This window comes from Aliivibrio kagoshimensis, assembly GCF_050337105.1.
Taxonomy (GTDB): Bacteria; Pseudomonadota; Gammaproteobacteria; order Enterobacterales; family Vibrionaceae; genus Aliivibrio_A; species Aliivibrio_A kagoshimensis.
The window spans coordinates 13766-26455 of record NZ_JAKJSQ010000002.1 but is presented as its reverse complement, the minus strand read 5'-3'; the positions used below and the strand labels follow the sequence as shown (position 1 = coordinate 26455).

The following is a 12690-nucleotide window of genomic DNA, read 5'->3' as shown; positions in this document are numbered from 1 at the left end:
AAAAAATGCTCACCTTTAAGAAAATACGCACAGTTTCGGTGATGAGATGACTTATCCTTCCTAAGCAGGTTAGAGTACGCCTTACTCAGTCTATTTTGTGATCTCACTCAATTAATGGGACTGTTCCCATTTCATTAAATAATAAAGAGTGCATTATTGGCTTTCGCGATGGGAATGTTCCCATAAATAGTTTAGGGCGCATGGATAGCCCGGCCAAATACTTACACGGCTATTATTCCAATAATATGATGGAGTGAATGATGAGTAAGATAGCAAAAGCTGACGTTGCAACTCTTATCGAACTTGTGGGTGGAAGTGACAACATTGCAACGGTTAGTCACTGCCTCACACGATTGAGATTTGTGTTAAATAACAATGATCTTGCTGATGTAAAAGCATTAGAAGAGCATCCTTTAGTAAAAGGTTGTTTTACTAATGCAGGGCAATTTCAAGTGGTTATTGGAATCGAAGTGGATGATGTATATGCCATTTTAATCAAGATGACAGGCGCAGATGCCTCTTCTAAAGATGATTCGAAACTGGCCGCACGTCAGAACATGAACTTTCTAGAACGTGGCATTTCACATCTTGCTGAGATATTTGTTCCCCTACTGCCTGCGATCATTACTGGCGGCCTAATTTTAGGTTTCCGTAATGTGATTGGTGACATTCGGATGTTTGATGGCCAGACTCTGACAGAAATCAGTCAGTTTTGGGCCACCGTACACTCCTTTTTATGGTTGATCGGCGAAGCTATCTTTTTCTTCCTGCCTGTTGGTGTTTGCTGGTCTACCGTCAAAAAGCTCGGAGGAACGCCAATACTTGGTATCACTTTAGGTATTACCTTGGTCTCACCTCAATTAATGAACGCTTACCTGATTGGGAAAGAAGTTCCGCAGATTTGGGACTTTGGTCTGTTTACCATTGAGAAAGTCGGCTATCAAGCTCAGGTGATTCCGGCAATGTTGGCGGGTATCGCTCTGGCATTTATTGAAACCAACTTGAAACGCATTACCCCCTCATACCTCTATTTAGTTGTCGTTCCTTTTGTTTCGATTATCGTCTCCGTTATCCTCGCACACGCATTTATTGGTCCATTTGGTCGAGTCATTGGTAACGGTGTCGCGTTTGCCGCCAAATCAGCCATGACCGGTGATTTTGCCATTATCGGCTCGATGATTTTTGCTTTTTTCTATGCACCACTTGTGATCACTGGTATTCACCACACAACCAATGCCGTTGATCTTCAGCTAATGCAAGAGTTGGGGGGAACCCCTATCTGGCCATTAATTGCGCTATCCAATATTGCTCAGGCCTCTGCAGTGGTTGGCATTATTATTATTAGCCGCAAACATGGAGAAAGAGACATCTCAGTTCCCGCCGCCATTTCCGCCTATCTAGGGGTAACTGAACCGGCTATGTATGGCATTAACTTGAAATACAAATTCCCTATGCTCAGTGCCATGGTCGGCAGTGCTCTCGCAGCAGCGGTTTGCGGAAGCGCAGGTGTCATGGCGAATGGCATCGGCGTAGGCGGATTACCAGGCATTCTGTCCATCCAGCCGCAATACTGGTCTATATACCTTGTGGCGATGTTGGTTGCCATCGCCGTGCCTATTTTGCTCACCCTGTTTTTCTATAAACGAGCCCAAACGAAAGGCGAGCTAGAAACAGTAAGCGCATAATTTTCACCTGTACCCAAGGAGCAAGTTGATTGCTCCTTTATTCTCTCCTCTTTTTCTCTATGCGAGTTTTACATGACTTCAATTCAATATGACTGGTGGCGCACCGCAACGATCTATCAAATATACCCGAAAAGTTTTTGTGACAGTGGCAACAAAGGTACTGGGGATATTAAAGGTATTATCTCTAAACTTGACTACTTCAAAGCCTTAGGGATTGATGCGTTATGGTTAACACCCATCTATCAATCCCCGATGGTGGATAACGGTTATGACATCTCAGATTACTACGCGGTTAACTCGCAATTTGGCAACATGGATGACTTTGATCAGCTACTGAATCAAGCGCATCAAATGGGCATTCGCATCATCATGGATATTGTAATTAATCACACCTCGACTCAACATCATTGGTTTCAATCTGCCATTAATGATATCAACAGCCCCTACCGCGATTACTACATCTGGCGAGATGCCAACGTAGACTCTAATAACAAACCGCAAGTGCCAAATAACTGGCAATCAAAATTTGGTGGGAGTGCGTGGCAACTTGATGAGGCTTCAGACCAATACTACCTGCACCTGTTTGCTAAAGAGCAGGCTGATCTTAATTGGGAAAACCCAGCTGTGCGTAAAGAGGTGGAGCAAGTTATTCACTTTTGGGCAGAAAAAGGGGTAGATGGTTTTCGCTTAGACGTCATTAATCTAATTTCCAAACAACAAGATTTTCCTGATGATCAGCAAGGAGATGGTCGTCGATTTTATACCGATGGCCCACGTGTTCATGAATATTTACAACAGATCAGTCGTGATGTATTTCAGGCTTATGGCTCAGTAACCGTCGGAGAGATGTCCTCAACGACTCTCGAACATTGTCAGAAATATTCACGACTTGATGGGAAAGAGTTATCCATGGTGTTCAACTTTCATCATTTGAAAGCGGATTACTTAAATGGCGAAAAATGGAGCTTAACCCCTTTTGATTTCATTGGATTAAAGAAAATCTTCAATCATTGGCAAAGTGGACTTAACGGTCAAGGTTGGGGAGCACTGTTCTGGTGTAATCATGACCAACCTCGCATCGTCAGTCGATTGGGCAATGACAAAAAGTTCCGTAATGAATCAGCCAAAATGCTGGCAACGTCTATTCATATGATGCAAGGCACGCCATACATCTATCAAGGAGAAGAGATCGGGATGACCAACCCGAATTTCACTGACATCAATCAGTACCGTGATGTAGAAAGCACCAATATGTATGACATTATGGTCAATCAAGGTGGATTTGAATCAGACAAAATGATGGCCATTTTGGCGCAAAAGTCCCGAGATAATTCTCGTACTCCAATGCAATGGAATGCTGAACCAAACGCTGGATTTACCGCGGGAGAACCATGGATTGATGTTGCTAATAATTATCAAGAGATCAATGCTGAACAAGCTCAAAGCGATAGTCATTCGGTGTTTCATTTCTATAAGCAGCTTATCGCATTGAGAAAACATCTAACGGTAATTACCGATGGTAACTACCTAGATTTACTGCCCGATCACCCTTCTGTATTCGCTTATCAACGCCAGAATAGCCACCAAACGCTCATCTGTCTGAATAACTATTATGGTGAACACGTCGAGATTTCACTCCCATCAGATCTTGATGTAGAGAGTGGCCAGTGCTTACTTAATAACTACTCAAATGAGAGCCAACAAGGTCTCACTCATCAACTGACATTAAAGCCCTATGAAACTAAAGTCATTCTGTTGCAGCGATAACTGTCATTACTACTTTTCATCGGTGAAATAGTCCACCGCATCGTCCATTTTACTGATATGTCGAAACGTTCGATTGCCAGGTTCACCGGACATGGAGAGTACTTTATTAGAATCGGGGTATTCGCAGATATCCACGGGTTCATTGGTACTAAGACAAAAATACTTAAGTTCCTTTTGACTGGTATTAATGATTTGATGCGCCACTTCTCTACCACCGGGTGGGCAAGCGATCACATCTTGAGCTTGGATGGGGTACTCTTGCTCGCCAAATCTCAGTGTTCCCTCCCCTTCAAGGATCAGAAACATCTCTTCATTGACGTGATGGTTATGAAAAGGGCACACCTTCTTGCCCGGTGGCACAATCGTGATGCTATAACCCAGTTTTTGTGCCCCTATTTTATCGCTCACTCCAGCATAGCGCTCTTGAAATGGGCCGTCATCACTGACTTCAAAATCATCAATTTCATTAAGATTTATTATTGGTTTCACTTAGTTATATCCCTATTTTTAAATGATTACTGTCACCTATTTAAGCTCATGACAAGCTCAAGCGCATATGAAGTAAGGGCCATGGCTTATCCATAAATTCAGGTTGATACTGCTCTGTTTTTTCACTTATAAAGCCTAATGACTGATAACAACCCACAGCAGATTGATTATGCTCAAACACAGCTAAAGAGACTGATTTTGCCGCAAAGTGCTCACGGATATAATCAACAGATCGTTGCACTAACTGTTTCCCATATCCTTTACCTCGACTGTTTTTATCCACGACAAGTACTCGGCACAATCGATATTCATCATCTGACACTCTAAATAGCTCAATATAGCCAACCATTGTGTCATCGCGTGTTAGCACCATTGGCCTCACGTCGTCGTTACTGAGAAACGACGAGATCTGCTCAAGGGTCAGTGGATATTGATACTTAGGACCACCCCATAGCAGGTTACATTCGGCACTATCGATCCAATCAATTAATAACGAGTAGTCCTTTGGTTGAAATGTTAAAAATTGCACTGCGTATTGCTCCCTATTTTGCTGTTGCTTATTTGTACCATCTACAAATCGGAGATACAACCGCGAGTAAGTACCATAAAAAAAGCCACACACTTCTTAGTATGTGGCTTTAAGCAACAGTACTTTTTGATTAACTCTGCTCAATCGGTTGCTGAGTCATAACGATAACTCGGCTAGCTTTTTTCTTTAACTGAATATGGCAAGCTTCTAAAATCAAACCAAACATCATCGCAAAATAGACGTATCCTTTATTCACATGAATTGCAAAACCTTCCGCCATTAACAGACCACCAAGTAGAATTAAAAACAATAAAGCAAGTGTCTTAAGCCCTTGGTGCCTGTTTACATAGCGGTTAATCGTTTCGGCGCAGGTGATCATCACCACCGCCGAAGCTAAAATTGCAGCAATCATGATAGGCACTTCATCTGTCATACCGACCGCAGTAATCACTGAATCCATTGAGAACACAGCATCTACCGCAACAATTTGCAGTAATATGAGCGCAATACCTACTCTTACTTTACTTGCTTCGTTATGCTCATCTTCACTTAGCCATACGTATAACTCTTTCGCACTCTTGGCCAATAAGAATGCACCACCACCAATCATGATGAGATCACGCCCGGTAAATGCCACAGACGCCAATGTTATTAGCGGTGCGGTAAGGGACATTAACCATGTGATAGAGAATACTAATCCAATTCGCGCTACGACGGCCAAACAGATACCCATGTTTCGGGCAAATTTCTGCTGTGCTTTTGGCAGGCGTTCACAAAGGACGGAGATAAACACGATGTTATCGATACCTAATACCACCTCTAAAGCAAAGAGAGTCGCAAAGATAATTAACGTTTCAGGTTGAAGAAATAGTTCTAGCATGTCGAACACTCCACGAACATGGAATGAGAAAAGCGGTGTCGACTCAGGGAGTCGTTCATACAGGTATAACCTCTTGTTAGAATGAGATCGCAGTTAACCAATAAACAAGTAGATTATCAAATGAAAAAATATAAAAAATCATAAAAAATGAGGGTGAGGGGGCGCACCTGAAAAGACAGACACTTTACAGTCCCCACTCCTGTGAGAGCACTGACATTTGTACTTTATCAATGAATTTCCCGTCACGAAAACCTGACTCTCTCTTAACACCTTCGTGTTGATAACCTGCCTTTTCGTAAGCTCTTATCGCAGCGGGGTTTATCGCATAGGCAGTAAGTTCAATCCGGTGCAAGCCCAGAGTATTAAAACCATATTCGGTTATGAGTTTTGTCACCTCTGTGCCAATCCCTTTTCCCCAATACGCTTTGTCACCGATAAGGATAAAATACTCACCACAACGATTTAATTGGCTAATAGAGGCAATTCCCGCATACCCAATAAGCTTTCCAGTTTTTTGGCAACAAATGCCAAACGATACGGTTTTAGTTGAATCATTTATTACTAAAAGCCACTTTGAGATATCCGCTTTTGACTGCGGATAAGCGTATGAAGAGAGGCTAAATTGGGTGACTTCTTTATCGCACGACCATGTATAGAATTCAGTAGAGTCTTCAACTTCTAGTGCTCTGATTTTTATCCTATTTGATACCATTGATTGAAGCCCTTTTCATATGTATGAATTTTTCATCTTGCTCTGTGACTGTAAAAGCATGACGCTTGTATAGATAATGTACTTTATTGCCTTGTAAATGACACAACTGAATGGGTTTATTCCCGACTTTTTCAATACAACGTTTAAGTACAGCAGTACCAATGCCTGCACCTTGAAATCTAGGAAGTATAAAAAACCGACCAAAATAATAGTAATCTAAACGAGGTTCCAACAAGTAACTTCCTACTCTTTTCCCCTCAACCTCAATAACAGTTGGCCTTGCCTCATTCCATTCATTTTTGTGTAAACGTTGTTGCAGCAATTCATCCCAGCCAAAAACTCGGCTCACCGCATCATACTCAGAGGCTTTCTTGAGTTCGTACAAAAACTGATAATCATCATCGTTTGCTGTTCGTTCGGTATATTTCATTGGTGTTCACACGTTAAATTATGAGATGCGATATTAACCGCTGATAACCATTTCTTTGGTTTTTAGAGCCTTCTCAAATTGTTCTGAAAATTTTATAGCAACCACGATAACTGGGAAGTCTGAAGGGACAGAGACAGGGATATAGTTTTACCTCTCTCTTTAAGGCCCCCTGTCGCTTCCGGTTGCTCAATCTCAAACGTGGTGCTAACATTTGTACACACAGAATAAATGGAGCATATCATGGATACAAGAATTCAGTTCCGTATTGATGACAAAACTAAACGCTTAGCTCAGCAAATGGCGGAAAGCCAAGGCCGCACACTTAGCGATGCTTGTCGTGAGCTTACTGAGACAATGGCAGAGCAACAACGAAAAGCATTATCACATGGCTCTTGGTTAACGGAACAAGTAAACCTAGCATTTGAGAATCTTGACTCAGGAAAAGTGTCATTTGTTGATCACAACTCAGCAAAAGCACGAATGGCTGAGCGAAAAGCTAAGATTCGTAATCGAGCTTAACTATGATTTTATGGGAAGAAGAATCTCTCAACGATCGTGAAAAAATATTTGAGCTTCTTTACGATTTTAACCCAGATGTCGCTGAGAAAACGGACATAGTTATTGAGGAAAAAGTAGAAAAGCTATTAGAGCAACCGCTCATGGGCGTACAACGCGGTGCTATTCGAGGACGACTTCTTATTATCCCTGAAGTCTCAATGATCGTCTCATACTGGGTAGAAGGCGATACCATTCACATTATGCGTGTACTCCACCAAAAGCAAAAATTCCCCGAGCAAGATGCCTAAGTCGTAGCGTTTTGCGGCTGACGCATGTACCTCAACCTAATCGGCAAACTAACCGCAACATATCTTTGTGCTGTATACCATTTTCAATGATTTTTTCATCGTAGTTATCCAGAAAGAAATCTTTTTTCACTGAATCTACTCTAAAACCATGACGTTGATAGAAGGACAATTGATAACCAAACGTCCCCGTTCCAAGCTCAACGTTATTGTAACCACTGGTTGCAAGCTCTTTTATTGCAAATTGAAGCAGTGTCGAGCCAATGTTTTTTTTCTGATAACTAGGGTATACCGCGATATTGTAAATCTCGGCTGTGGATGCACTCTGTTGTTTGCTCACACAAATACCCGCTAGTTCATTATCCACAAATGCACCGAAGCACTCTGACCCCTTTAAATACCCTTTGATACAATCTTCTGATGGATCCGCTTCAAGTAACAACCTCATTGGCACAGAATCTGGCGATACTTTGTTACACTCAATCAAGTTGTTTTCCTTTTAAATTCCTCTCTAATAGGGCAGCTCAATGATTCGCGATAGCTAATTTACTTTATTACAATGGTGATACATCACTTTCAGTTAAGATTTGACGACAGCTACGAACGGTTAAAATACGAACTTCAAAACCTAAGCTGTAAACAATGCGATAATTACCAAACAAGATTTCGCGATACTGTGTATGGCTCAACTCAGGAACCTTCCTCCCCATTTCAGGTGTAGTTCCGAGTAAGTCAGTTTTATCGAAAACCTCATTCACCCAGTTTTTCGCAGCCACGGGATCATCTAAAGCAATGAATTCGGCTGCATCACCAAGCTTTTCGAGAGCTAATGGAGACCAGACAACGTTCATTACTTGATACGGCCAAGTACTTGAGCACGAGCATCATCATTAGAGACACCTAAATCAGCAGCGATTTGAGCTTCTGCTGTGCGCATCTCTTCAAGTAACTCGATTTTTTCCTGCATTGCTTCATATTCGGCAACATCAAGCACAACCGCAACCCCCTTGCCACGTTGGGTAATAACTAGAGGACGACGAGTCTCATTGATTTGTTTAATAAACGAAGTGACACCTGCACGAAACTCAGAAAGAGGCTGAATATCTTTATCGAAATGAATACGACTCATATTTGAACACCTAATAGTACAAAATAACGTACAAATTATAGTCCAATTTCAATTGTGCTGCAAGATATCATGGTCTCAAGTGTTACGACCCCTGGCTGCGTTCAACTGTGAGGTCATGATTAAAGGAGATGGACTGAAAGGACAGACACTTTTATATACCGTTTTAGGCCAATCACAACTGCCGCAAAACCATCTGACATAGCCCTATCGCATACAAAAAACTATTCGTATAAGTACATATCGTCAAGATCCGTCGTCCAATATTCCGTCAACTCCCATTCAAGTCCTGCACTGTCAAAGAAATTAGCTCGTTTTCTGTATCTCTCTTCTGGTGCGACAATACCCCGCTTATACCCTTTAGAAACCAAACGTTCTTCGACTACTTTGATATCATCAACAACTAAACCAATGTGGTTAATTCCATAGTTTTTATACGTATTCTGAGGATCGCTTGGAGATGTCGAATCTAAGTGAGGTTCTTGCAATGCGAAGTAACATTGCTCATTTCCTACATGTACCCAGCGATGCTTATTCGGTGCCTTTACATCCTTTCGCACTTTGAAGTCTGGAGCGACAACGGACAAAAATTCTAAAGCGGCGTCAACATCTGGTACCGTTATATTAAGGTGTTCAACTCTGGTCATTTTTCGCTCCCTTTTTATAATCAAGCCTTTAGATAAACAGCCTAAAACCTCAACTACAGTTTAGGCCAAGAGAAAAAAGGGGATGGGTAGAAAATAGGGGTGGTTGAGGAATTTATGACCCTGAAGGGACAGTCACTTCAATATGCAATATGTTCACACGTTAAATTGCGAGAGGTGATATTAACCGCTGTTAACCATTTTTTTGATTTTTAACGCCTTCTCAAAATGATCTAACTTGTGGGTCATAATCCACCATTCTGCAGCTTCCATTAGTAGCTCTGGATCATCATTTTTATTGGCGAAGAAAGCATAAAATGACAAGCCAACATTGGTTCCTTTTTTCTCAATTTTATCATCACATACTTTGATGATTTTTAATCTAAGGCTCTCTCTCATACAACTCTTCTATTGTTCCGAAAATATTATGGCAACCACGATAACTGGGAAGCCTGAAAGGACAGACACTTCAATACTCGGAATGCCATTCCAGTGTTTGTTTCCGATTTAAGCGTATTTCCAATTGATCGCTTTAACTTCGTGCTCTTTAATAAAAGCATCTTTATACCGACAATAGAGATCAATATCATTATTGCAAATTGATACACCTTCCCTCTTTATTGAGGCGTATTCTGATGCAATAGTTGGAAACGAAATTAAGTAATCTCTAAAGGCAAGATGCCTTTCTGCTTCCTTCGAGCCCGCTAAGAATGCATGAACCTGATGGCTTCTTTGCACAGTGCCTTTTTGAAAATATCGTCTGCCTGTAATGCCAAATTCACCTTTTACAAGATAACCTAAAGATTCCATGAGGTGACTCTCTTGATCGAGTTTTTTGAGACAATCGACTTCAATAAGGATGTCGATGACAGGTTTAGCACACAGGCCATTTACTGAAGTACTCCCAATATGATGAATTTCAACCACATTACTTGCACTCAAAGCAGACTGGATCGCCTTTTTCTCTTGGCTAAAGTCAACAGCCCATGATTGTCGAAATTCTACGACTTCAATGATTCTTGAACTCAATGCGGTCTCCTTGGATACCTAACGCCTTACACTCACGAATTTGCCACACCGTATCATACATCCCTAGAATAATTAGTGTTTTACAGCAAGCTTACAAATTCCAGTGATAGAAAAAAGATTCAATTGTGACTGCGTAGTTTAAAACAGGGGAGAGTGCGTACTAAAGGAGGAGAAATCGCTCGCCCAGACAGGCGAGCAATGTTGTTACGAGGAGGTGTTTTTACAGCCCTTGACGGTACTGCGCGTTTGTAGAGATTGTCACCAACTGATTAAGTTCTGTTTTTGACGCTTCAACGCCTAACAGCAACGCTTCGAAGTGTTTCACCAGCAAGCTCTTGTCTTGCTCCTCTTTCGAGCCTGCACCAATGTTGGTTAGGTCAATAAAGAACTCATCAAACAGGCCAGAGAAGTCATCCACAGCATCAAAGTTTAGGAACTGCTCATCGTTATAGATGCTCGGGTAGCCGCCTTTCTGTTTATCGACGGCAWACGAGATGCCCTTAACGTTGGTAATGGTGGTCGCTTTTTCACATTTCAGCATACAGCCATCTTCAATACTCGGTTTCTTACAGCCAACGGTTTGTTGGAAGAAACACTGTCTGCTGGTCATCATCAAGATTGGGTGATAGATGCTGTACAACATCTTAAAGTTCTCAGGGCGACGAATGTGTTTGATTTGGCCACGATTGATCTCATTCGAAATAAAGGCACCTGAGCAGTTAAGCTCCTCTTGCATGGTCAATAACGCATGAGAGTTAGTGGTGTTTAAGAATGGTCCCGCAATCCAATCGATATTCAGCTCAAATGCTTTATAAGCAATCCCGGTATTGTTAGTGACAATACGTGCTGGCTTAACTTGTTCAAGGATCTTCACTGCTTCAAGGTAATCTTTGCCAATTAACACAGCAGGGAACCAAGGGATCAGGCGCGGATTGGCCAATAATAGATCGATGTATTTGGTGCAGTTCTTTTTAAAGCTTTCAGGCAGTTTAAAATAGACATCCGCCTCGGTTTCATCACACAGATGCAGATCTTTAAGGTCGGCAATCATGATAGAGAGTTTCGGTTTCTCTTCTACTTTGGCATGTACTGGAAGTTTAGGCACCTCTACATGTTTAACCACTTCAACCGAACCGTTAAGTAAGAAAGCCAACTCATTTTTAATGTTGGTTAGCTCTTTAAACGGCACGGTTAAGTTGTCTTCGTAATGCTCAAAATCAAATCGATCTAACGTAAACTCAGCATTGTTAAAGCCTCTCAGACGCTTCTCAATGGTGTGCTGAGTCATCGCAAGTTCATCAGCTGCCGCTAATAGGGAGCTAGATGTCACGACATGCGTATTGGTTTCACCTTTATTGCTCGTGGTGATGGCAGTTACCGTTAGCGGCTCGCCTACTTTTCCAGATACATCTAAAGTTAAACTGCTTTTGGCGATGCTTAAGAACTTCACTTTGTCTTCTAACGTCGCGCCAATAGCATTTTTGGAGTCATACAGATCTTTTTTCACATCTTCAATCTGCACCACAGAAATCGCATTGTTCTGCTCAAGGGCATAGTTCACACTGTTATCACGTGGATTGTCGATGAACATATCTTTGGTGAGGTTACCTTTCAAAAATGAGTTGGTAAAATCACGGTTAAACACTTTATGCAGGTTTGAGTCGTCTTCTAACAGCTCGCCAGTCTCAACAAATTTATTGATTTGCTTACGCCAGCTATCCACCACGGTATACACGTAGTGCGCGCCTTTAATACGACCTTCGATTTTAAGTGAATCGACTTTAGCGTCCACCAGCTCAGGCAGATCAAAGTAAGCCGAATTATCTTTAAGGTTGAGCGGGAATTTGTTACCTGCTGCGGTGATTTCATACTCATCACGACACGCCTGGCTACAACGACCACGGTTACCTGAATTACCTACACTGACTGAGCTTGAGTAGCATTGACCAGAGAAAGCGATACACAGTGAACCGTGTACAAACACTTCCGTTAATACGTCGTGGTCATGTGCAACCGCCGTTAAGGTTTTAATCTCACCAAGGTTAAGTTCGCGTGACAAGTTAACTCGAGTAGCGCCAATTTTATGCAGGAACTGAATTTGGCCTTCGTTATGAGTCGTTAACTGAGTGGAAGCGTGGATATCCAGCGTTGGGAAATGCTTTTTAACTAGGTTAAAGACACCAAGATCTTGCACGATGATGCCATCAAGACCGCTGTTCACCAGCTTGTTCAGTAATTTAACCAGAGATGGGATCTCTTGTTCTAAAATCACCACGTTCAGCGTGAGAAAAACTTCGCAATCGTATTCATGAGCTAAGCGCAGAATGCCTGTCAGCTCATCAAATGAAAGATTGGATGCTCGGTTTCGGGCATTAAAGATATCTAAGCCACAGTAGACTGCATTCGCGCCAGCAACAATCGCTGCTTTTATCGCTTCTACATCACCACCGGGAGCCAATAATTCAATTTTTCTACTCATAACGACAGAACTCACTTTATGCTTTTTGTGATATTTTTTTGAGGGGGCATTCTACGCGGATCCGCTAAGCATTGCCATTACTACGCCTTTTATTGATGCAGATCATTTCATCTAACT

At 41.9% G+C, this 12690-nt stretch carries 16 protein-coding genes; 4 read left to right on the top strand and 12 right to left on the bottom strand.

Going from position 1 to position 12690, the window contains the following annotated elements; genetic code table 11:
- Positions 1-260 precede the first annotated feature (260 nt).
- Positions 261-1685, top strand: coding sequence for a PTS trehalose transporter subunit IIBC (gene treB, locus L4C32_RS00200; RefSeq protein WP_428194827.1), 1425 nt, complete (start codon positions 261-263; stop codon positions 1683-1685).
- A gap of 72 nt (positions 1686-1757) precedes the next feature.
- The gene (gene treC, locus L4C32_RS00195) at positions 1758-3452 is read left to right on the top strand and encodes an alpha,alpha-phosphotrehalase (RefSeq protein ID WP_428194826.1); all 1695 of its coding nucleotides are present in this window, start codon (positions 1758-1760) and stop codon (positions 3450-3452) included.
- Positions 3453-3461: 9 nt separating this feature from the next.
- On the opposite strand, the gene L4C32_RS00190 is transcribed toward treC, so the two are convergent.
- The 5 genes from L4C32_RS00190 to L4C32_RS00170 form a co-directional block, all read right to left on the bottom strand.
- Positions 3462-3941 (bottom strand): cupin domain-containing protein, encoded by a 480-nt coding sequence (locus L4C32_RS00190; protein WP_428194825.1) that lies wholly within the window; start codon positions 3939-3941, stop codon positions 3462-3464.
- 46 nt (positions 3942-3987) lie between these two features.
- Positions 3988-4470: a GNAT family N-acetyltransferase gene (locus tag L4C32_RS00185; protein ID WP_428194824.1), complete on the bottom strand. Its 483-nt coding sequence runs from the start codon at positions 4468-4470 to the stop codon at positions 3988-3990.
- A 130-nt stretch (positions 4471-4600) separates the two neighbouring features.
- The gene (locus tag L4C32_RS00180) at positions 4601-5350 is read right to left on the bottom strand and encodes a TerC family protein (protein WP_428194823.1); all 750 of its coding nucleotides are present in this window, start codon (positions 5348-5350) and stop codon (positions 4601-4603) included.
- Between the two features lie 184 nt (positions 5351-5534).
- Positions 5535-6062, bottom strand: a complete 528-nt coding sequence (locus L4C32_RS00175; protein ID WP_428194822.1) for a GNAT family N-acetyltransferase — start codon at positions 6060-6062, stop codon at positions 5535-5537.
- Positions 6049-6492 (bottom strand): GNAT family N-acetyltransferase, encoded by a 444-nt coding sequence (locus L4C32_RS00170; RefSeq protein WP_428194821.1) that lies wholly within the window; start codon positions 6490-6492, stop codon positions 6049-6051. Before L4C32_RS00170 ends, L4C32_RS00175 begins: the two co-directional genes overlap by 14 nt.
- Before the next feature lie 240 nt (positions 6493-6732).
- On the opposite strand from L4C32_RS00170, the gene L4C32_RS00165 reads away from it, so the two are divergent.
- The gene (locus tag L4C32_RS00165) at positions 6733-7011 is read left to right on the top strand and encodes a damage-inducible protein J (protein WP_428194820.1); all 279 of its coding nucleotides are present in this window, start codon (positions 6733-6735) and stop codon (positions 7009-7011) included.
- Between the two features lie 2 nt (positions 7012-7013).
- Complete coding sequence (locus tag L4C32_RS00160) at positions 7014-7298, top strand: type II toxin-antitoxin system RelE/ParE family toxin (protein WP_428194819.1); 285 nt, start codon at positions 7014-7016, stop codon at positions 7296-7298.
- Positions 7299-7329: 31 nt separating this feature from the next.
- Here L4C32_RS00160 and L4C32_RS00155 read toward each other — a convergent pair whose 3' ends face one another.
- The 7 genes from L4C32_RS00155 to L4C32_RS00125 form a co-directional block, all read right to left on the bottom strand.
- Entirely contained in the window at positions 7330-7779 is a 450-nt protein-coding gene (locus L4C32_RS00155) for a GNAT family N-acetyltransferase (protein ID WP_428194957.1), read from the bottom strand.
- A 70-nt stretch (positions 7780-7849) separates the two neighbouring features.
- Entirely contained in the window at positions 7850-8146 is a 297-nt protein-coding gene (locus L4C32_RS00150) for a type II toxin-antitoxin system RelE/ParE family toxin (RefSeq protein ID WP_428194818.1), read from the bottom strand.
- A complete protein-coding gene (locus L4C32_RS00145) occupies positions 8146-8424 on the bottom strand; it encodes a type II toxin-antitoxin system Phd/YefM family antitoxin (RefSeq protein WP_428194817.1) in 279 nt (92 codons plus the stop codon). Before L4C32_RS00145 ends, L4C32_RS00150 begins: the two co-directional genes overlap by 1 nt.
- Positions 8425-8645: 221 nt before the next feature.
- Positions 8646-9068, bottom strand: coding sequence for a VOC family protein (locus L4C32_RS00140; RefSeq protein ID WP_428194816.1), 423 nt, complete (start codon positions 9066-9068; stop codon positions 8646-8648).
- A gap of 180 nt (positions 9069-9248) precedes the next feature.
- Positions 9249-9464: a DUF6500 family protein gene (locus tag L4C32_RS00135; protein WP_428194815.1), complete on the bottom strand. Its 216-nt coding sequence runs from the start codon at positions 9462-9464 to the stop codon at positions 9249-9251.
- 108 nt (positions 9465-9572) lie between these two features.
- Entirely contained in the window at positions 9573-10094 is a 522-nt protein-coding gene (locus tag L4C32_RS00130; protein WP_428194814.1) for a GrpB family protein, read from the bottom strand.
- A gap of 220 nt (positions 10095-10314) precedes the next feature.
- Entirely contained in the window at positions 10315-12573 is a 2259-nt protein-coding gene (locus tag L4C32_RS00125; protein WP_428194813.1) for a peptidase U32 family protein, read from the bottom strand.
- Positions 12574-12690 lie beyond the last annotated feature (117 nt).

Bases quoted from the DNA above. Each gene is read 5' to 3' on its own strand.
- L4C32_RS00175 (WP_428194822.1), bottom strand. From the start codon at position 6,062: ATGGTATCAAATAGGATAAAAATCAGAGCACTAGAAGTTGAAGACTCT.
- L4C32_RS00160 (WP_428194819.1), top strand. From the start codon at position 7,014: ATGATTTTATGGGAAGAAGAATCTCTCAACGATCGTGAAAAAATATTT.
- L4C32_RS00140 (WP_428194816.1), bottom strand. From the start codon at position 9,068: ATGACCAGAGTTGAACACCTTAATATAACGGTACCAGATGTTGACGCC.
- L4C32_RS00135 (WP_428194815.1), bottom strand. From the start codon at position 9,464: ATGAGAGAGAGCCTTAGATTAAAAATCATCAAAGTATGTGATGATAAA.
- L4C32_RS00170 (WP_428194821.1), bottom strand. From the start codon at position 6,492: ATGAAATATACCGAACGAACAGCAAACGATGATGATTATCAGTTTTTG.
- L4C32_RS00150 (WP_428194818.1), bottom strand. From the start codon at position 8,146: ATGAACGTTGTCTGGTCTCCATTAGCTCTCGAAAAGCTTGGTGATGCA.
- L4C32_RS00145 (WP_428194817.1), bottom strand. From the start codon at position 8,424: ATGAGTCGTATTCATTTCGATAAAGATATTCAGCCTCTTTCTGAGTTT.
- treC (WP_428194826.1), top strand. From the start codon at position 1,758: ATGACTTCAATTCAATATGACTGGTGGCGCACCGCAACGATCTATCAA.
- treB (WP_428194827.1), top strand. From the start codon at position 261: ATGAGTAAGATAGCAAAAGCTGACGTTGCAACTCTTATCGAACTTGTG.
- L4C32_RS00165 (WP_428194820.1), top strand. From the start codon at position 6,733: ATGGATACAAGAATTCAGTTCCGTATTGATGACAAAACTAAACGCTTA.
- L4C32_RS00180 (WP_428194823.1), bottom strand. From the start codon at position 5,350: ATGCTAGAACTATTTCTTCAACCTGAAACGTTAATTATCTTTGCGACT.